General features: G+C 56.7%; 15 protein-coding genes. 10 read left to right on the top strand and 5 right to left on the bottom strand.

What is annotated here, in order from left to right:
• The first annotated feature begins 11 nt into the window (after positions 1-11).
• The 3 genes from ABD796_RS05540 (at position 12) to tnpC (ending at position 3,980) form a co-directional block, all read left to right on the top strand.
• Complete coding sequence (locus ABD796_RS05540) at positions 12-1,589, top strand: type 2 periplasmic-binding domain-containing protein (protein ID WP_344904038.1); 1,578 nt, start codon at positions 12-14, stop codon at positions 1,587-1,589.
• Between the two features lie 86 nt (positions 1,590-1,675).
• Positions 1,676-1,861 carry a hypothetical protein gene (locus ABD796_RS05535; protein ID WP_344904035.1) on the top strand — a complete coding sequence of 62 codons (186 nt, stop codon included), beginning with the start codon at positions 1,676-1,678 and terminating at the stop codon, positions 1,859-1,861.
• 586 nt (positions 1,862-2,447) lie between these two features.
• Positions 2,448-3,980, top strand: coding sequence for an IS66 family transposase (gene tnpC, locus ABD796_RS05530; RefSeq protein WP_344904032.1), 1,533 nt, complete (start codon positions 2,448-2,450; stop codon positions 3,978-3,980).
• Between the two features lie 763 nt (positions 3,981-4,743).
• On the opposite strand, the gene nagA is transcribed toward tnpC, so the two are convergent.
• From nagA to ABD796_RS05515, 3 genes are read right to left on the bottom strand one after another with little or no spacing between them, the layout of a single operon-like run.
• A complete protein-coding gene (gene nagA / locus ABD796_RS05525) occupies positions 4,744-5,916 on the bottom strand; it encodes an N-acetylglucosamine-6-phosphate deacetylase (protein WP_344904029.1) in 1,173 nt (390 codons plus the stop codon).
• On the bottom strand, positions 5,913-6,644 hold the full coding sequence (gene nagB / locus ABD796_RS05520) for a glucosamine-6-phosphate deaminase (protein WP_344904026.1): 732 nt from the start codon (positions 6,642-6,644) through the stop codon (positions 5,913-5,915). Before nagB ends, nagA begins: the two co-directional genes overlap by 4 nt.
• 5 nt (positions 6,645-6,649) lie before the next feature.
• Positions 6,650-7,507: a MurR/RpiR family transcriptional regulator gene (locus ABD796_RS05515; protein ID WP_344904023.1), complete on the bottom strand. Its 858-nt coding sequence runs from the start codon at positions 7,505-7,507 to the stop codon at positions 6,650-6,652.
• Positions 7,508-7,738: 231 nt separating this feature from the next.
• Here ABD796_RS05515 and ABD796_RS05510 point away from each other — a divergent pair, with 231 nt between their 5' ends.
• The 4 genes from ABD796_RS05510 to ABD796_RS05495 all read left to right on the top strand — a co-directional run bounded on the left by ABD796_RS05510 (position 7,739) and on the right by ABD796_RS05495 (position 12,594).
• Complete coding sequence (locus ABD796_RS05510; protein ID WP_344904020.1) at positions 7,739-8,413, top strand: HAD family hydrolase; 675 nt, start codon at positions 7,739-7,741, stop codon at positions 8,411-8,413.
• Positions 8,414-8,781: 368 nt separating this feature from the next.
• A complete protein-coding gene (locus tag ABD796_RS05505; protein ID WP_344904017.1) occupies positions 8,782-10,239 on the top strand; it encodes a sialidase family protein in 1,458 nt (485 codons plus the stop codon).
• 24 nt (positions 10,240-10,263) lie between these two features.
• Positions 10,264-11,571, top strand: coding sequence for an ABC transporter substrate-binding protein (locus tag ABD796_RS05500; RefSeq protein WP_344904014.1), 1,308 nt, complete (start codon positions 10,264-10,266; stop codon positions 11,569-11,571).
• 18 nt (positions 11,572-11,589) lie between these two features.
• Entirely contained in the window at positions 11,590-12,594 is a 1,005-nt protein-coding gene (locus ABD796_RS05495) for a Gfo/Idh/MocA family protein (RefSeq protein ID WP_344904011.1), read from the top strand.
• A 59-nt stretch (positions 12,595-12,653) separates the two neighbouring features.
• Here the strand turns inward: ABD796_RS05495 and ABD796_RS05490 are convergent, their stop codons facing one another.
• A complete protein-coding gene (locus ABD796_RS05490) occupies positions 12,654-13,496 on the bottom strand; it encodes an AraC family transcriptional regulator (protein ID WP_344904008.1) in 843 nt (280 codons plus the stop codon).
• Positions 13,497-13,814: 318 nt separating this feature from the next.
• Between ABD796_RS05490 and ABD796_RS05485 the strand changes: the two genes are divergently transcribed.
• Positions 13,815-14,747, top strand: a complete 933-nt coding sequence (locus ABD796_RS05485) for a polysaccharide deacetylase family protein (protein ID WP_344904005.1) — start codon at positions 13,815-13,817, stop codon at positions 14,745-14,747.
• A gap of 251 nt (positions 14,748-14,998) precedes the next feature.
• Positions 14,999-16,672 carry an alpha-keto acid decarboxylase family protein gene (locus ABD796_RS05480; protein WP_344904248.1) on the top strand — a complete coding sequence of 558 codons (1,674 nt, stop codon included), beginning with the start codon at positions 14,999-15,001 and terminating at the stop codon, positions 16,670-16,672.
• Positions 16,673-16,737: 65 nt separating this feature from the next.
• On the opposite strand, the gene ABD796_RS05475 is transcribed toward ABD796_RS05480, so the two are convergent.
• Complete coding sequence (locus ABD796_RS05475; RefSeq protein WP_344904002.1) at positions 16,738-18,279, bottom strand: MDR family MFS transporter; 1,542 nt, start codon at positions 18,277-18,279, stop codon at positions 16,738-16,740.
• A 213-nt stretch (positions 18,280-18,492) separates the two neighbouring features.
• Here ABD796_RS05475 and ABD796_RS05470 point away from each other — a divergent pair, with 213 nt between their 5' ends.
• On the top strand, positions 18,493-19,188 hold the full coding sequence (locus ABD796_RS05470; protein ID WP_344903999.1) for a response regulator transcription factor: 696 nt from the start codon (positions 18,493-18,495) through the stop codon (positions 19,186-19,188).
• Positions 19,189-19,369: the final 181 nt, after the last annotated feature.

The following is a 19,369-nucleotide window of genomic DNA, read 5'->3' as shown; positions in this document are numbered from 1 at the left end:
AGGGGACCTATATGGAACGTATGCATGAAGCCAAAAGAGAAAGCAAACACTCGGCCCGAAGATGGGCGCCGCTTGGACTCGCGACGGTCTTGCTCGCCGGGGGCGTCCTGGCCGGATGCGGCTCGGATACCGCAAAGACGGGGAATGGAAGCGGCTCTGCGGAAGGGGGCAAGCCGGCGGAAAGCGGCGCGCCGGTCAAGCTGCAAGTGGCGATGGCCGCCTCCGGTTTGCCTGCGGCCGATGCCGACGATGTCAAGAAGACGATCGACAAGAAGCTGAACGTCGACTTGCAGCTGACGGCGATCGCTTCGGGCGACGACTATAAAAACCAGATCCGGGTAAGGCTGTCCGGTGGCAATTATCCCGATTTGTTTTCCGTGGATTTTCCCGATGTGAAGGAATTCGCCGACAAGGGGCTGCTGCTCGACCTGACGCCTTATATGGACAAAGAGCTGAGGGCGGCGAAGGACTTTGTCGTCGGCCTGACGCCGAATATTTTGAAGAAGGTGACGGTCAACGGTAAACAGTACGCCATCCCGCGGACTGCCGACGTGCCGTTCAGCTCGATGTGGGTACGCAAGGATTGGCTGGAGAAGCTGAATTTGAAAGTGCCGACCACGCTGGAGGAGTTCGCGGCAGTCGCCAAGGCGTTTACCGAGCAGGACCCCGACGGTAACGGCAAAAAAGACACGTACGGCATCACCGGCGCCAAACTGGACAGCTTCGCCACCATTTTGGGCGCTTACGGAGTCGGCCTGCCCGGTTCGTTCTACCAGAAGGACGGCAAGGTGATGAATGCCTATTACGATCCCGGCATGCCGGAGGCGCTCAAGTATATCAAGTCGCTGTTCGACGCTGGCGTGGTCGATCCGGAACTGATGACCAACAAGGGCAACGTCGAGGTGCAGAAGGCGTTCCAGGGCAAAGCCGGGCTGATCTTCAAAGGCTGGACGGACATCGCCAAAGACGAATTCGTCGCCCAGTACAAGGCAATCAATCCGAAGGCGGATTGGGTGCAAATGACGCCGGTGAAAGGACCGGGCGGGCAATTCGACGGCTCTTACGATTACGACCGGCCGTCCCGCTATTGGGTAATCCCGAAGGCGCTGGAGAAAGACAAAGCGAAGCTGCAAAAGGTGTTCGACGTGCTGAATTACATCTCCGGCAAAGAAGGCAACACGCTCGTCATGTACGGTCTGGAGGGCAAGCATTACAACATGAAGGACGGCAAGCTGGTGCCGACCGACCTGATGGCGAAGGAAGGCAACTATTTCAACCTGTACCAGTTCACCGGGCGCCCGAACAAAGACTATTTGGCGATCAAATTCCCGAATCAGGCCGAAGCGACCGAGTTCGCCATCAAGACGCCGCGCATCTCCTCGTTCGACAGCTCGGTCATTCCGCCGACAGGCTTTAATAAAGCCGACGCCGACCGATTCGCCGAGGAAGAGATGATCAAGTTCGTCACCGGCAAACGGCCGATCGCCGAATATGCCGATTTCCTCAAGACGCTTGAGACGACATTCAAGTATAAAACGTATGTCGACGAAGCGGCGAAGCAGATCAAAGAGCAAGGATTTGTAAAGTAGTTTCATAGAAAACAGCCTCTTGTCCAAGCACGCTGCCGCATCGTTGCATAAACTGGCAGTATCAAGCGGACAGGAGGTGGAGATCCATGGATAAACAACTCCTCACCTACGTTGGCGGCATATTGGGCGGTTACGTGCTGACGGCCATGCCGGCGGCCGATTCGTTCCTGAGCGGCGTAGAACCGGTTTTGGACGGGGCCGGGCTGCTTTCGATGATTGTTTTTTCCGGGACGCTGATCTATAAGGGCGTCAAGGCGCTTTGGGAAAAATAAAGAGTGAATCGAAGACGACCGATCCGCCATGTGCGGACCGGTCGTCTTTTTTGGTGCGGGGCTCGCGTATGGCGGGCCGATTGTCTTTATTGGGAGAGGCCAGAGGCCGACTCGAAAACCTTTCGCAGGCCACCTTGTTTCAGGGGCTTGAGCGGATTGCAGACACTGGCGATAGAGGCTAGTATGTTAGTGTTCGAAAGCGCATTATCCCTGCGAAATGGAGCCACTTTTGCGGAGATAGTGCTCCTTTGGACACTACGGTGCCGCGAAGCCCGGCCAAAGCGGGCTATCTCGTGCGAGCGGCGTATGTTAGTGTTCGAAAGCGCATTATCTCAGCGAAAAGGGGTCACTTTTGCGGATATAGTGTTCCTTTGGACACTACGGTGCCGCGAAGCCCAGTCAAAGCGGGCTATTTCGTGCGAGAGACGTATGTTAGTGTTCGAAAGCGCATTATCCCTGCGAAATGGAGCCAATTTTGCGGAGATAGTGTTCCTTTGGGTTACTACTTAGGTCCCCTTTTCAAACATGAAAAACTTGGTTAAAAATGGGTAACCGAGTTTTGAAGGGAAAAGGGGATCGACTGGCTATGAAAATGAGTCCGGAAGAGATTGAACGAATCAGCCACGGTACACCAAGCGAAATTGCTGCGGTCATTACCCGGCTGCTGGAAATCATCGATCAGCAGGCTGCCCGGATTGTCGCACTCGAAAATCGGGTGGCCGAATTGGAACGGCAATTGGGTCAAAATAGTCAAAATAGCAGCAAACCACCTTCCAGCGATGGGTTCCGTAAACCCTCGAATTCGCGCAAGTCTGGTGGAAAAAAGGGAGCCCCCAAAGGCCACACGGGACATACCCTGCACCTGTCCGAACATCCCGATACAATTATTCTGCACCCGGTGACGACTTGCTCGCATTGTGCCGCCTCCCTTGTCGGGGAACCTAGCGAAGGGTATGAGAAGCGCCAAGTGTTCGACCTCCCGCAACCTCGCTTCCTCATTACCGAGTATCGGGCGGAGAAGAAATGCTGCCCGCACTGCCGTTCCATGCAACAGGCCGCTTTTCCAGACCAAGTCAACGCCCCGGTTCAGTACGGAGATAGCCTGACTACCTGGACGGTTTATCTGATGGCGTATCAAATGCTGCCCCTGAGTCGGACGTGCGAGATCTTTACCGATCTGACCGGTCATCGTCCCAGTGAAGCGACACTTCTTTCCCGTCTGGATAGGGCCCACACGCAACTGGCGCCCTACGAACAGACGATTCGTAAGCGGGTACTGAGCTCCCAGGTTGCCCATGCGGACGAGACGACCCTTCGGGTGGACAAGTCCAAGGTGTGGCTGCATAATCTGTCTACCCCCAACTGGACGTTTCAAGGGGTTCACGAACACCGCGGCAGCAAGGCTTTCGATGACCTCGGCCTCTTGCCCCGTTACACCGGCATTCTCGTGCACGACTGCAATATGCCTTATTTCAAAGAGAAGTATTCTTTTCAACATGCCTTATGCGGCGCCCATCTCTTGAGGGAATGCCAGGGCATCGCGGAGTACGACCATCATCACTGGGCCTCGCAGATGAAAGGCCTGCTTCAACAGAGTTGGCGACTGGTCCGATCAGCACGACAAGCCAACCGCCCTCTGGCTCCCAACACCTTGACCTATATCGATTCTCGATATGAGGCGATCTTACGGCTCGGCAAGTCTGAATCGCAGCGGGGTCGTAAGCGGGAGAAGACCGGGCCTTGCGGCCGGAAAAGCAAGAGCAAGGCCGCCAATCTCGGCGAGCGCTTCCGACTTCACAAGGAGGCGATTCTCCGTTTTCTTCGGGATGACCGTGTTCCTTTCGATAACAACCAGGCCGAACGCGATCTTCGCATGGCCAAGGTCAAACATAAAATCTCCGGCACGTTCCGCACCCGTCAAGGAGCGGATCAATTTGCTCGTGCCCGCAGCTTCATCTCCACCTTGCGCAAACAGCAACTCCCCATTCTTGCCTCACTCTCCGCTGCCATTCGCCATGATTTTCAGTTTTTGGCTGACCTAAGTAGTAACTCCTTTGGACACTACGGTGCCGCGAAGCCCGGCCAAAGCGGGCTATCTCGTGCGAGAGACGTATGTTAGTGTTCGAAAGCGCATTATTTCAGCGAAATGGAGGCTCTTTCGCGGATATAGCGCTCCTTTGGACACTACGGTGCCGCGAAGCCCGGCCAAAGCGGGCTATCTCGTGCGAGCGGCGTATGTTAGTGTTCGAAAGCGCATTATCTCAGCGAAAAGGGGTCACTTTTGCGGATATAGCGCTCCATTGGACACTACGGTGCCGCGAAGCCCGGCCAAAGCGGGCTATCTCGTGCGAGCGGCGTATGTTAGTGTTCGAAAGCGCATTATCCCTGCGAAATGGAGCCACTTTTGCGGAGATAGTGTTCCTTTGGACACTACGGTGCCGCGAAGCCCGGCCAAAGCGGGCTATCTCGTGCGAGCGGCGTATGTTAGTGTTCGAAAGCGCATTATCCCTGCGAAATGGAGCCAATTTTGCGGAGATAGTGCTCCTTTGGACACTACGGTGCCGCGAAGCCTGGCCAAAGCGGGCTATCTCGTGCGAGAGACGTATGTTAGTGTTCGAAAGCGCATTATCTCAGCGAAAAGGAGTCACTTTTGCGGATATAGTGTTCCTTTGGTCCTTTGGACACTACGGTGCCGCGAAGCCCGGCCAAAGCGGGCTATTTCGTGCGAGAGACGTATGTTAGTGTTCGAAAGCGCATTATCTCAGCGAAAAGGAGTCACTTTTGCGGATACCACCCTGGCTATCTATCACCAATCCATCTACCACCCAAACCATCTATCCCCCTGCTTGTCCACCACCCAAGCCGGCTAACGCCTCGCTCGACTACGCCCGGTAAGGCTCGATTTCCCGGCCGGCGGCCCAGATGCGCTGCAGCTCCAGCTCGGGGCTGATCAGCAGCACGTCGGCTTGCTTGCCCGCCTCGAGGCTGCCGGTCCGGCCGAAGATGCCGAGCTGCCGGGCCGGATTGCCGCTCATGTAGCGGCTCGCCTGCTGAACGGTCAGGGCGACGCGGGACGTCACATACCGGAGCGCCTCGATCATCGTCAGCGTGCTGCCTGCCAGGCTGTTGCCTTCGACGAGCGTCGCCACCCCGCCGCTTACTTGCACGGCGAGTCCGCCGAGATCGTAGATGCCGTCGTCAAGCCCGGCCGCCGACATGGCGTCGGTAATGATGATCAGGTTATCCGCCGTCTTCACCTTGGTCAGCAGCCCGATGCAGGCCGGATGAACATGGTGCCCGTCGGCGATGACCTCCGCATGGATGCGGTCGTCGGTCAGAACGGCGCCGACGGTGCCCGGATTGCGGTGGTGAAGCGGGGTCATCGCATTGAACGTATGCACCGCCTGGTTCAGTCCGGCGTTTGCCGCCGCGATCACTTGATCGTAGGTGGCGTCGGTATGCGCCGCCGCAGCGTTGATGCCGTGCTCGCGCAGCCACGCAATCAGCTCCAGCGCCCCTTCCTGCTCCGGCGCGAGAGACAGCTGGCGGATCAGTTCCGGGTAAGCCGCATGCCATTCCTCCAGCCATTCCTTTTGCGGAGGGACGATATAAGCCGGGTTTTGTGCCCCTTTGTATTTCACGTTAATAAACGGTCCTTCCAGATGAACGCCGACTACTTGGGCGTATGGCATATCGCCCTGCATGTACGCATGCACGGTTTCCAGCACCTTGGTCAAATGCTCGCGCGGGCCGGTTAGCGTCGTCGCGACGATAGAGGTCGTCCCGTTGCCTCCGTGGAATTTCGTAATCGTATCAAGCGATTCCCGGCTCGCATCCATAAAGTCCGCGCCATAGCCGCCGTGCACATGGACGTCCACGAAGCCCGGCAGCACCCAGCCGCCGGCCGCGTCGATCGTTTCGGCCGCGGAGTCGGCGGCCGCAGGGCCGCGCCCGATCGCTTCGATCGTTCCGCCGGACAGAACGATATGGCCGCCTTCGATCACTTCGTGCTCGGTGACGATGGTTGCGTTCGTGATGATCCGTTTTGCGCTCATGCGTTCAGCAGCCTCCCCGATTCGTTATCCAGCAGCACGACGACGTGCGGGTGCGTTTGCAGCAGCGAAGCCGGGCATTCGGTCGTAATCGGTCCGGTCAAGGCGCGGTGGACGATCTCGGCCTTGTCCGCGCCGCGCACGACGAGCAGGATCATCTTCGCCTTCAGAATCGTGCCTACGCCCATCGTGAGCGCATGCGTCGGCACCTGCTCGATCGAGTCGAAAAACCGGGCGTTCGCCTCGCGGGTTTCGTCACGCAGCTTGACGATATGCGTGCCGCTGACCAGCGCATGATCCGGCTCGTTGAAGCCGATATGTCCGTTATGGCCGAGTCCGAGCAGCTGCAGGTCGATCTGCTTGGCATCTTCCAGCAACTGGTTGTAGCGGGCGCATTCCTGCTCCAGATCGGCCGCGTTGCCGTTAGGAATATGGTTGCGTTCCTTGGCGAAATCGACGTGCGCGAACAGATGATGGTTCATATAAGCGTGGTAGCTTTCCGGATGATCCTCGGCGATGCCGACGTACTCGTCCAGGTTGAACGAGGTAGCGGATTTGAAGCTGACCATTCCTTTGCGGTGGGAGCCTACGATTTCCTCGTAGATGCCGACAGGCGTTCCTCCCGTTGCCAAGCCGAGCACCGCGCGCGGGTTCGTCTGAACGAGGCCGGTAATGATGCCCGCCCCCGCTTCGTTCAATTCTTGAGTGGAGCGGAATGTTAAAATATTCATGCTAGTTATCTCCCTTTTTCTTTGCGATATTTTTTCACCAGTTGATAAGAAAGCTCCAGCTTGGGCACATAATCATCGAACGATTCGCTGATCAGCCCCGTAAACAAAATGTCGATGACGTGCAGTTGGGCGATGCGGGAAGCCATATCCCCCCGGCGCATGCCTTCCTCCAGCGAGGACGTGTACAGCGGAATATCCGCCAAGGCGGACAGCGTACTCGGGCCGTACTTGGTCAGCGACACAGTCACGGCCCCGCGTTCCTTGGCGCAGCGCAGCGCGTCGATCGTCTCCGGCGTTTCGCCGGAATACGAGATGGCGAACGCCGTATCGCCTTCGCCAAGACCGGAGGCCGACGTAATCTGCATATGCGGATCGGAGAAGGCGGTCGCTTTTTTGCCCACGCGCACGAGCTTCTGATAAAAGTCTTGGGCGACGACGCCGGAGGTCGCCACGCCGTATACGTCGATCTGGCCGGCTCCGTGCAGCGCGGCAATGGCTTTCTCCAACTGCCTCGGATCGAGCAGGCGTGAGGTGTCGGAGATGGAACGGATATGGTTCGTCTCCATCGCCGAGACGATGCTTTCCAGCGTGTTGCCGGCGACGATATCCTGGTACGAATCCGCCGCAGGCTGCAGCGCCAGCTCCGTGGCCAGCTGCATCTTCAGGCCGGAGAAGCCGCCGGTGTGAAAGCTTTTGCAGAAGCGGGACACGGTGGCGGCGCTCGTCTGGGACTGATCGGCCAGCTCGGTGATGCTCATGCGCACGACCAGCTGCGGATGTTCGGCTATAAAGGCGGCCAGCGCCTGCTCCTTCGGGTTCAGGCCCGGCATTTGCTCGTGAATCGAATTCAACAAATCCGACATGGCGAGAGCGTTCACCTCTTCAGGATAAGAAAATTATTTTTGTATATTTCCATTATACATGAAAATTATTTTCTTTGCTAGACAATCCGAACAAAACGTTTCGCCCGTGTTCGAGGCGATTTTGCGCTGCTTTCCGAAATCGCCGGATGTTGACACCGGACGATCGGACATGCTTTGATAGGGTAATAGTATTACCCCAAATCGGCCTATCCAAAAGGAGACTGCGCAATCATGAAATCAGCATGTCCGGAAGCGATGCTATTCGACCTCGACGGGACGCTGTTCCAAACCGAAACGCTGCTGCTTCCCGCCTACGATGCCGCCTTCGATCAACTAAACCGGGAAGGTACGTATACGAAAGGAACGCCGCCGAAGGAGCTCGTGCTGAGCAGCCTCGGCATGCTGCTGGAGCATATATGGGCGCGGGTGCTGCCCGATGCGGACGAACGGGTGCGAGCCCGCGCCGACGAGCTGCTGCTGCGCCATCAGACGGAAGGATTGGAGCGCGGCGAAGGGGTGCTGTACCCCGGAGTCGAGGAGACGCTGCGCGCGCTTCACGCCAAAGGCATCAAGCTGTTCGTCGCCAGCAACGGACTCGAGGTGTACGTTAAAGAGGTGATCCGCCGCAAAGGGCTTGCGGAGCTGTTTACCGGCTTGTACAGCGCCGGGGAGTATGCGACCCGCTCCAAGGTCGACCTCGTGCGGCTGCTGCTGGAGCACCATGGCATCCGCTCCGCCTGGATGGTCGGCGACCGCTCGTCCGACGTCGAGGCGGGCAAGGGCAACGGCTTGACCGTCATCGGCTGCCGCTACGCGGAGTTCGGCGAAGCAAGCGAGCTGGACGGGGCAGATCATCTCATTACGGATTTCTCCCAAATTCTCGAGCTGGTGCGCGAATGCCCGTAAGGGCGGGGGCAGTTTCGCTGCCACACTAAAGTAAGGATAAGGAACGGATACGCCAGATTGCGCTTATGCACCTTAACGGGGCTTGAAGTAGCGCGACGTAGTCTGGTCGGTTAACCGACGGTGCGGGGCCGTCAGGCCCGAAGGTCATTGAGAAGCTTGAGATTGTTCAAGCTTCTCTTTTTTTTTGTCATGACGATATTGTGCAAATAGGTATGAGAAGCAAGCACGAGAAAGCGATTTCTCTTCGGGAGGGGGCAAGGCATATTAAGAGATTTTCTCTAAAGACCCGCCGTGCCCGGTTTGCTATGATTAGAACCTGAAAGCGATCACGAGCAACAGCAGGCGATTCAGAGGGGGGAGCGACGCGGGTGAACGGCAATTTGACAAGGCGGGCATGGAATAGCGGCGGCACGGACGGCTGGACGGGGGAAACCGGCAGCCTCGCGGAAGAGCTGCATATCGATCGGATAGCGCCGGGAGACAGAGAGGCACAGATTAGCTGGCGTACGAATGGAAAGGGAGAGGGGGACAGCCGGGCTTGCTTGTTGGAGGTGAATTTGCAGGCGGCAGGCCGGGAGCCGATCGTACGGCGGTTCGATGCGGACGAGGATCATAAGAGCGTTACCATATCGGGGTTGGATAACGGGATCGATTACCGGGTTCATTTGACCCGGCTTTCGGGGGACGGCTCCGCAGCTACCGTCGTAGGCCCGGCCCGGCTGTTCCGATGCGGTCTCGTGCCGGGGACGATCGTCAATTACATTCATCCGGAAGATAGAACGTACGAGTTTTCCGGACGGTCGACGGCCAGTCCTTCGATCGTCAAGCTGCCCGACGGCCGGCTCGTCGTTTCTCACGATGTGTTCTGGATGGAAGCCGGGCAAAATCTGAGCATGGTTTTCCGCTCCGACGACGACGGGCGGACTTGGCGGTTCGTCTCCTACTTGTACCCCTGCTTCTGGGGGAAGCTGTTCGTCCATCGCGAACGGCTGTATATGCTTGCCACAAGCACGGAATACGGGGATTTACTGATCGGCTGTTCCGAGGACGGCGGAGATACGTGGGGCGCCCCGACGATATTGATGAAGGGCGGCACTCGGGAAACGGGCGGTCCGCATAAGGCGCCGATGCCGGTGATCGTGCACCGCAACCGGATCTGGACGTCGATCGACTGCGGCGCCTGGAAGGCCGGAGGCCATCGGACCGGGATGCTGTCCGCGCCGGAGGACGCGGATCTGCTCGACGCGGCAAGCTGGACGACGACGCCGTTCCTCCCGTATGATCCGCAATGGCCGGGCGCGATCAGCGGCGGCTCGCTGCCGAATTTGCTGGAGGGCAATGCCGTTGTCGCCCCCGACGGGCGTCTCGCGGTCATTCCCCGCTACCAGACGATCGGCGGCACTCCGAATTACGGCAGAACGATCGTGCTGTATGCTGATGCGGAACGTCCCGACGCGCCGCTCGTCTTCGGCAAAACGATCGATTTCCACGGCAATATGTCCAAGTTTACGGTCCATTACGACGAGCGCTCGGGCAAATATTGGTCCCTGGTCAGCCGGGTCACCGGAACAAATGCCGGTCAGCGTAACGTGCTGGCGCTGGTCCGTTCGGCGGACATGGAGCGCTGGGAGGTCGTCCGGGACATCTTGAATTACGAGCACAACGGCTGGCCCGAGAACGACAGGCAGGTCGGCTTCCAGTACGTGGACTGGATCGTCGACGGCGACGATCTGCTGTTCGTGTCCCGCACGGCATTGAACGGCGCCCACAATTTCCACGACGCCAACTATACCACGTTCCATCGCATACCATCATTCCGCGACTAAGCGGTTACAGGAGGCTTTAACCCCATGAAGAAAATAGCGCTCGCATCCTTGCTTCTAGCCATGGCAGCCGCTACGGCTGCCTGCGGCGGAGAGAAAAAGCCGGAAAGCGCGGCAACGCCGGGCAACACGGCCGCAACGAAGGCTGCGGAACCCGTCACACTGAAATTTTACGCCCATACGGTGCTCGACGATTTCGAGAAATATATCAACCAGTTCGTCAAGAAGAAGTTCCCGAACGTGACGCTAGAGTTGGTCAAAAACCAAAAAGGCAGCACGATCGAGGATTTGCTGCAAGCCGGCGAGATTCCGGACATCATCTGGGGCGGCTTGACCAACATCAACATGCTGACGCCGCTCAAAGTGCCGATCGACCTGCAGCCGCTAGCGAAGAAGAACGGCTTCGATTTTAACAAATACGATACCAGAATGATCGACAATATCAAATCTTATTCGGACCAGGGCCAAATCTTCTACATGCCGTACAACGTCCTCGCGTTCGCCCTGCACTACAACAAAGACTTATTCGACAAATTCGGGGTCGCTTATCCGAAGGACAATATGAACTGGGATGAAGTGATCGAGCTCGGCAAGAAGCTGACGCGCACCGAGGGCGATACGAGCTATGTCGGCCTTCGTCCGCCGTATTCCCTGAACCGTCTGCAAATGCAAAGCGAGCTTGCTTTTATCGATGCGAAAACGGAGAAATCGCAGCTCACGAGCGACGGCTGGAAAGCTTTGTTCGATTTGTTCAAGCGGATTAACGACGTGTCGAACCAGCCGCTCAAAAGCCCGTTCGGCACGAGAGACGAATTTTTGAAGGCGAAGACAACGGCCATGCTCCCGGATATTTTGCTGCTGCAAAACACCGACATGGTTGCCGCGGAGAAGGAAGGGTTCCGTTGGGACGTCGTCACATTCCCGACGCTCAAGGCGAAGCCGAATGTCAATGCCGGCCTGTTCTCCGACGGCTTCCTGCTTCCCCAAGGCAGCAAGCATGGCGATCTGGCCTTCCAGATCATCGCTTATTTGAGCACCGATCCCGAAGTGCAGGCGGAAGCCAGCAAGAACGGACGCGTATCCGCGCTGAAGGACACGACCTTGCTGGAGCATGCGTTTGAAAACAATCCTGCTGCCAAAGGCAAAAACCTCAAGCCGCTGTTTACCCAAACGTATCCGGTCATTCCGCCGGTTACGGCATTCGATCGGGACGGAGTGACGAGCGCAAGCAATCAACTGCTGAACTACGTCACCGGCAAAAGCGATATCAATACGGCGCTCCGTCAGGCCGACGAGGAATTCACCAAGAAGATTGCCGAGCTTAAAGCCAAATAACGAAGGCGGAGGAAGACGATGGCAAGCGAACGGGTATGGAAAAGCGCCGTAATCGGATACGGCGGAGCGTACAACATGGGCATGGCGCATGCTCGGCAAATGATGGAGGCCGGTTTCGAATTCGCCGCCGCCTGCGATCTGGACCCGGCAAGAGCGGAGCAGGCCAGCCAAGACTTCCCTGGCATCCGCACTTATACCGATGTAGCGGAGCTGCTGGCGCAGGACGATTTGGACCTCGTTACGGTCATTACTCCCCATAACACGCATGCGGAGCTCGCCAAGCGAATACTGGCAAGCGGGAAACATTGCATCGTGGAGAAGCCGATGTGCATCCATGCCGAGGAGGCGGATGAGCTCGTCCGTCTGGCGGCACAAAAAGGACTGATGCTGAGCGTATACCATAACCGCAGATGGGACGACTGGTTTTTGACGCTGCAGGATTTGATCGGCAAAGGGGTATTGGGCGATATTTTTCATGTCGAGATGTTTTTCGGTTCCTATCAGCGTCCGCGCGACTGGTGGCGTTCCGATAAACAGCTATCCGGAGGCGCGTTCTACGATTGGGGGGCGCACTACGTCGACTGGCTGCTCCGCACCGTGCCGGGGCCGATTCGTTCCGTTCGCGGATTCGTGCAAAACCGCGTCTGGCATGAAACGACGAACGAGGATCATATCGACTGCATCCTCTCCTTCGAGAACGGCGCGTTCGCCCATGTGCAGCAATCCTCGATCGCCCGGATCGGCAAGGCGGCCCGCCGCTTTCTCGGGACGAAGGGCGCCGTCGTGGACAACGGCGACGGACAGCTGACACTGCACACCGAGGAGAATGGCGTCCAGGTCGAAAGCAAAATTCCGTACGTACCGAGCCAGCCGATGGCGTACTACCGCAATATCGCCGATCATCTGATGAACGGCGCGGAGCTCGAGGTGAAGCCGGAGCAGACGCGGCGGGTCATCGCGGTGCTGGAGACGACCGGCACGTCGGCGGAAGCCGGCAAAGAACTGCCCGTTCCCTACGAATGACTTCTCCGGTTTAGGACGAACGTCAGGGAAAGCGTTTTTTCCCTGACGTCCGGTCTCTTTCAGCTGATGTGCCGCGTTCTCCACAAGGACGGGCTGACTCCATACTTTTGCTTGAACAGCCTGCTGAAATAGTGAATGCTCTGAAAGCCGATCTCGTTCGTAATGTCCTGGATGGACATCTTTGTCGTGGACAAAAAGCTGATCGCGGCGTTCAGGCGCAATTCGTGCAAATATTGAAGCGGCGTTTTGCCGACGATTTTATGAAAGGACCGGATGAAATAGGAGACGTCCAAATAAACATGGGAGGCCAGCAGGGTGATCGTCAGCGGGTTCTGATAGTTCGATTCCATGTATCGGATGACCTTATGAATCCGTTCGGTGGCATCGGCTTTATCCGGAAAGGCTGGAACCCGGGAAGGGTCGGCGAGCCGAGGCTCCCGCGCGTTCAGAAAGCAGGAGACGAGCAGCAGCAGCTTGCGGATGTCCAGTGGAATCAGGTCCATGGCGATCGATTTGTACGGGTTAAGCGGATTCAGGTTGTTCCAGATTTGGAAGGCCATCTCGTAAATCGAAGCGATCCCCGCCCCGAGCGGATCTTTGTCGGACTGCATCCCGTTCCATAAGCGCGCTTGGGCGAGGTTCGGAAATTCCGTCGAGCCCTCCATGTCCAGCTCGATGAAACCGAAACGGCAGAAGGCCGATTTCCTGATCAGCGTGTGCGGGGTATTCGGAGACAGCAGGAATAGAGCGGGCGCGGACGCCACATAGTCCCGGTTTATCCATTGAAGCAGTACCGTCCCTTCCGATATGAAAAGAATTTCGTGGTACGGATGAATGCCCCCTCCGGTTTCTTTGCCCACCACGGCTGGTAAATCCACAGTCTCGATTTTGCGCAAGTACATGGCAGCTCACCTCGATAACGAACCGTTTCAACGGGTTCACGGTTCCAGATTGGATATTCACCAGTTTACCATACGAAACGGAAGCCGATGCGCGTTTGACCGGCAAAAAAGTCGATTTTGTGCAAATGGCGGCGCCTGCCGCAAACGGTGCCGGGCCAAAGATTGGAGACGCTTTCAGGGAAGTCGAATACTATCTGCAAAGACAGGATACGTCATCCCGGCGGAATGAAGGAACAGGAGTGCGGCAGTTGAAACGGATTTACCATTCAAGTCCGCGTCCATCGCGGGCTTTTTTGTCGATCGGATGAAGTTCCAATCGTGCGTCAGGCAAACATTGGTACCCATAGTCGAACGGCGGACAACGACATACTACCAATAGATTGGAACAGGGGGCGGATACCATTGAAAAGCAGAGGTTGGATTTATGCCGCAGCGATTATGTTTGTATTATCTGCTTGTGCGAACGGGCCGCCGTTGCAATCGGGACCGCCTACTCATTCGCCGCAAATGGAAAACGCCGCCGATACCGGCAAGGAATCGTCCGGCGAACCGGCGCCAACTGGCGAATCTGTGCGAGAGCCATTGATTTCCTCCGTCCCGAAAGCTTCAGTACCCGCCAAAATCGCTTATCTTACCTTTGACGACGGTCCTTCCCTTAACACGGAACACATCCTCGGCATTTTAAACACATTTGGTGTCAAGGCAACCTTTTTCGTGATCGGCAATGGCTCTGAGCAAGGGCGGAACCTGTACCGAAAAATAACGGATAGCGGGCATGCGATCGGCAACCATACATTTTCCCATGACTACTCGACGGTGTACAAGTCCGTCGCTTCGTTCAAGCGAGATGTAGAAAAGCTGAATACCTTATTGGAACAGACGACAGGGAAGCGCCCGGAGCTGTTGCGTTTTCCCGGAGGGTCCAACAACCACCAAGCCCGCAAACACGGCGGCAGCCGCATTATGTCCGATATTGCCGCTGCGATAAGCGAAGAGGGATATGTGTATTTCGACTGGAACGTCAGTTCGACCGATGCAGCGTCCAAAATGCAAAAACGCGAGGATATCGTCGAGTCGGTACGGCAAGGAGCACAAGGGAAGCAAACGATTATTGTGCTTATGCACGATTCGGCCGGTAAAACAACAACTGTCGAAGCGCTGCCGGATATTATCCGATTGCTGCAAGAACAAGGGTATCGATTCCAGGTATTAAGCAAAGACTCCATGGCAGTCCGATTTTTGCAGCCTTAGTACAAAGTCAGTGCTAATCCTGTGTATTAGGGAAGACTCGAAGATTCGATCCCTTGAGTCTGACTTTGTACTAGTAGAACCGGATAACAACCGGGAATGTCGAAGGGGCAAATGGGGCAATTTAGAGCGGAAGCTGCGAGACCTGCCCATACAAGGGCAAAACTGGCTTTCCTGCGAAAGCTAACAAGGAGGAATATAGACCATTGACATTAATAGCGACGAGAACGGATAAGAAGCAACCCGCACCCGCCATGCCGGTATCTTCTCTCACGCTCGGACAGTACCTTTTCGATTGTTTGAAGGCGGAAGGAATTACCGACATTTTCGGCATTCCCGGCGATTACAATTTCAGCCTGCTGGATACATTGGAGCGGTATGAAGGAATCCGCTTCATTAACGGACGCAACGAGCTGGGCGCCGGTTATGCAGCCGACGGCTATGGACGTCTCCGAGGCCTGTCGGCGCTTATTACGACCTTCGGCGTCGGAGAGATGAGCGCCTGCAATACGGTTGCGGGAGCGAGCAGCGAATATGTGCCTCTAGTGCATATTGTCGGAGCTCCCAAATCGACGGATCAACAGGCGCATAAGCTGATGCATCATACGCTGCTGAACGGCGACTTTGACGTATTCCGGCAAATGTACACGCACTTGTGCGCCTACACGGCGATCTTGACGCCTGAGAATGCCGAACAGGAGATTCCGGAGGCAATTCGCATAGCCAAGCAAAAGCGCAAGCCGGTTTATTTGATGGTCGCAATCGATTTGGTCACCAAGCCCATCGTTCGTCGCGTTGCCCCGGAAGAGAAGAAAACCGTTAGCAGCCAGCCTGCGCTCGATGCGGCGGTTCAGCATATCGGCGGACTTCTGAACGGGGCAAACCATGCGGTGCTGCTGACAGATATGCTAACGCTCCGCTACGGACTCCGGGATGCCGTTCAGCAGCTTGCGCTGCGTTTGAACGTACCGGCCGCTTCGCTCCTGCTTGGCAAGAGCAGCTTTGACGAACGACACCCGAACTATATCGGCGTATACGGCGGAGCGTTCGGCAGCGAACAAGTAAAACATATCGTGGAGAGCGCAGATTGTGTAATTGCGGTCGGGATGGTGTGGACCGACATCAATTCGGGGAATGAAACGGCAAAGCTCGACCGTCTCCGCCTCGTGGACATTCAGCCGGAGTATGTACGGGTCGGGGAATCCAGATACGAGCCGGTTATGGCAGCGGATCTGATCGCGGCCTTGAGCGCGGCCGGCTGGAAACGGAACGGAGGGTTGCCTCCCGTTTCTTTCCCTTACGATGCTATAATCGGGGAACCGGATCAGCCGATGCGCGCGGCCTCGTATTATCCGCGCTTTCAGCGCATGTTGAAAGACAAAGATATTGTTGTGGTCGAAACAGGAACCTTTGCGTACGGCATGTCGCAAGTGCGGCTTCCGGCGGGCGCCGATTATGTCGTTCAGCAGGGCTGGCAAAGTATCGGCTATGCAACGCCGGCCGCGTTCGGGGCTTGCGTTGCGAAGCCGAATAGAAGGGTGCTGTTGTTTACGGGGGACGGTTCCCTGCAGCTGACGGTTCAAGAAATAAGCACGATGCTGGACAACGGCTGCCGGCCGATTTTGTTTATTCTGAACAACAACGGCTATACGATCGAAAAGTATTTGAACGTCAAGACCGCCAATCAACGGTACAATCAAATTCCCGCCTGGCGTTATACGCAGCTCGCGGAAGCTTTTGGCGGTACGGCATTCACGGCCCAAGCCCGCACCAACCGCGAGCTGGATGAGGCGATTGCAGCGGCAGAGCAGGCCCAGACGAGTCGGCTGTGCATCATTGAGCTGATCGTCACCGATCCGCTGGATGCGCCGGATTATTTAATCCGGCTCCGCAAGCATCTGGAAGAGCAGGAACGGCTGAAAGGCTAATACAAAGCCGGCGGACAAAAAAGCCTGCGGGAGCGGATTGCGCTCGCCCGCAGGCTTTGCTTTTTTTACATATGCCCGACGGGACCGGGCTCCATACCGCTTTGCTTGCTGTCCCCGGAAGGCAGCTCCATCCGGTCGCGACCGAGCATCAGCACGAAGACGAGGCCGACAGCTGTAATGAGGATGGAAAGCATAAACAAATACGAAATCGAACCGGCCAGCGCATGGGTGGCATTTTGCACCACATCGGAAGGCAGCTCCGCACGGACTTGCGGGATGAGCAGCGCCTTCGGGTCGGCGAATTGCTCGGCCTGCGCCGGGTCGGGGAATAACGATCCGATGCGCGCTTTGTAGTCGGATTTTTGCAGTACGCCCAGCACGGTAACGCCCAGCGCCGATCCGATTGTCCGGAAAAACGTAATGAGCGAAATGGCCGCTCCTTTATATTGCCCGGGCAATCCGTGCAGCACGGAAATGTTCAGCACGACGAAGTTGACGCCGATGCCGAGTCCGACGAGCACCATGTACATCGTGACCGTCCAGCGCGGCGTTTCGACGGTCATCGTGCCGAGCAGCGCCATCGCTATGGCGAGAATGAAGGTAGAGATCAACATAATGTTGCGGTAGGACATTTTGTTGATCAACGGTCCGCCGAGCATGCTGCTTACGACGACCGCCAGCATCATCGGGGTCAGAGTCTGACCGGCCGCGCTGGCCGATTCGCCGTAGACGCCCTGGATGAAGAGCGGAATATACGTCGCTCCGGACACCATAATAATGCCGTACAGAAAACCGATCGCCTGGCTGGCCGTGAACAGCCGGCTTTTGAACAGCTTCAGCTCGACGATCGGATCGGCCACCTTGCGCTCGACGGCAAGGAACAACGCGAAGCAGACGACGAACAGCGCAAACAGCCCGATAATTTGCCACGAGCCCCAGGCGTACGTATCCGAGCCGGCCAATTCGATGGCAAACATGAAGCTGAGAATCGCCACGACGAGCGACGTCGCGCCCACCCAGTCGATCTGCTGTTTGCGGTGGACGGCCTTCTCGCGGTAGCCGAAATGCATGAGCGCAATCGCGACCAGTCCGATCGGCACATTGATGTAAAACACCCAGCGCCAGTCGATGTAATCGGTAATGTAGGCGCCGAGCGCCGGACCGAACACGCTCGACAAGCCGAATACGGCACCGAACAGGCCGTTCATCTTGCCCCGTTTCTCGGGCGGGAAAATGTCGAAGATGACGGCGAAGGCGATCGGCATCAGCGCGCCGCCTCCGATCCCCTGAATCGCGCGGTAGACGATCAGCTCCGTCATGCTGCCGGCGATGCCGCACAGCACCGAACCGATCAGGAACAGCACGAGTCCGAGCTGGAAAAACAGCTTGCGTCCGTAAATGTCCGAAAGCTTGCCGAATATCGGCGTGGCGACGACGGTCGCGATCATATAGGCGGAGAACACCCATACATAATGCTGAAAGCCGCCCAATTCGGTAATGACCGTCGGCATCGCCGTGGAGACGATCGTCTGGTCGAGCGCTCCGACGAACATGCCGAGCAGCAAGCCGGCGACGACCCAGTTGATTTTCGTTTGCTTGCGATCCATAATTCACCTCGTTTTCAAATAAAAAACGGTACGGCTTTAGACTATAATCGAAATGGGTCCGGTATGCAAAATAATTTTTTGTTTATTTTATTTTCCCCTTTTCATTTTCTTGTTTTCCCGCTTTTTCCGCTGCCGATACGCGGTATTGCCGCTTTTGGGCTTTTTGGCGTATGATAACAGGAAGCGAACGTGTGGAAAGGAAGTTTACCGATAGTGAGCGAAACGATTCTGATCGTGGACGACGACAAGGCGATAGCGAATTTGATCGAAATCTATCTCGTGAACGAAGGCTACCAGGTACTGAAAGCCCATAATGGCGAAGAGGCGCTGGAGCGGCTGGTCCGCAGCGTCCCCAGTCTCGTCATTCTGGACGTCATGATGCCGGGGCTCGACGGCCTTGAGGTATGCCGGCAAATCCGCTCCAGCCATGCGATGCCGATTCTCATGCTGAGCGCGAAGACGGAAGATATGGACAAAATTATGGGGCTGATGACCGGCGCCGACGACTATATGACGAAGCCGTTCAATCCGCTGGAGCTGCTGGCCCGGGTCCGCTCGCTGCTGCGCCGGGCGTACGGGCTGAACGTGAAGGCGAACAAAACTCGCAACGCGAACGTGATGACGTTCGACTCGCTGGAGATCGACAAGGCGACGCATAGCGTGACGATGGACGGCAAGCCCATTCATCTGACCTCGATCGAATTCGGTATTTTGTACATGCTGGCGAGCCAGCCCGGACGGGTGTTCAGCGCCGAAGCGATCTACGAGCGGGTGTGGAACGAGCCGTATTCCCCAACCTTTACCACGGTTATGGTACATATCAGCAAGCTGCGGGACAAGCTGGAGAAGGATTCCGGCCAAAAATGGATTCACACCGTCTGGGGAGTCGGGTACAAATTCGACCGGTAGCCTGCGTATCCCTCCGGTCATTCCCCGAATATCTGCTCCAGCGCCGCTTCCTCGCGGTGCTGGAGTTTTTTGTCATGCTTTTTCCAGGCGGGTCGCGGGCTTCAGGGATGTATTGGAACTCTGAAAATCCTTATGGCATAATGGAGGAAGCGTCTTATCCATTCATGGAGAGTTGGTCGAT

This window comes from Paenibacillus hodogayensis, assembly GCF_039536325.1.
In the GTDB taxonomy this organism is placed as follows: domain Bacteria; phylum Bacillota; class Bacilli; order Paenibacillales; family NBRC-103111; genus Paenibacillus_AB; species Paenibacillus_AB hodogayensis.
The sequence above is the reverse complement of the archived record's forward strand: the minus strand, read 5'-3'. Positions and strand labels throughout refer to the sequence as shown.

Coding starts and splice junctions, on each gene's coding strand:
- ABD796_RS05515 (WP_344904023.1), bottom strand. CDS start 7,507: ATGTCGGATTTGTTGAATTCGATTCACGAGCAAATGCCGGGCCTGAAC.
- ABD796_RS05495 (WP_344904011.1), top strand. CDS start 11,590: ATGGCAAGCGAACGGGTATGGAAAAGCGCCGTAATCGGATACGGCGGA.
- ABD796_RS05510 (WP_344904020.1), top strand. CDS start 7,739: ATGAAATCAGCATGTCCGGAAGCGATGCTATTCGACCTCGACGGGACG.
- ABD796_RS05490 (WP_344904008.1), bottom strand. CDS start 13,496: ATGTACTTGCGCAAAATCGAGACTGTGGATTTACCAGCCGTGGTGGGC.
- nagA (WP_344904029.1), bottom strand. CDS start 5,916: ATGAGCGCAAAACGGATCATCACGAACGCAACCATCGTCACCGAGCAC.
- ABD796_RS05540 (WP_344904038.1), top strand. CDS start 12: ATGGAACGTATGCATGAAGCCAAAAGAGAAAGCAAACACTCGGCCCGA.
- tnpC (WP_344904032.1), top strand. CDS start 2,448: ATGAAAATGAGTCCGGAAGAGATTGAACGAATCAGCCACGGTACACCA.
- ABD796_RS05475 (WP_344904002.1), bottom strand. CDS start 18,279: ATGGATCGCAAGCAAACGAAAATCAACTGGGTCGTCGCCGGCTTGCTG.
- ABD796_RS05500 (WP_344904014.1), top strand. CDS start 10,264: ATGAAGAAAATAGCGCTCGCATCCTTGCTTCTAGCCATGGCAGCCGCT.
- ABD796_RS05480 (WP_344904248.1), top strand. CDS start 14,999: ATGCCGGTATCTTCTCTCACGCTCGGACAGTACCTTTTCGATTGTTTG.
- ABD796_RS05535 (WP_344904035.1), top strand. CDS start 1,676: ATGGATAAACAACTCCTCACCTACGTTGGCGGCATATTGGGCGGTTAC.
- nagB (WP_344904026.1), bottom strand. CDS start 6,644: ATGAATATTTTAACATTCCGCTCCACTCAAGAATTGAACGAAGCGGGG.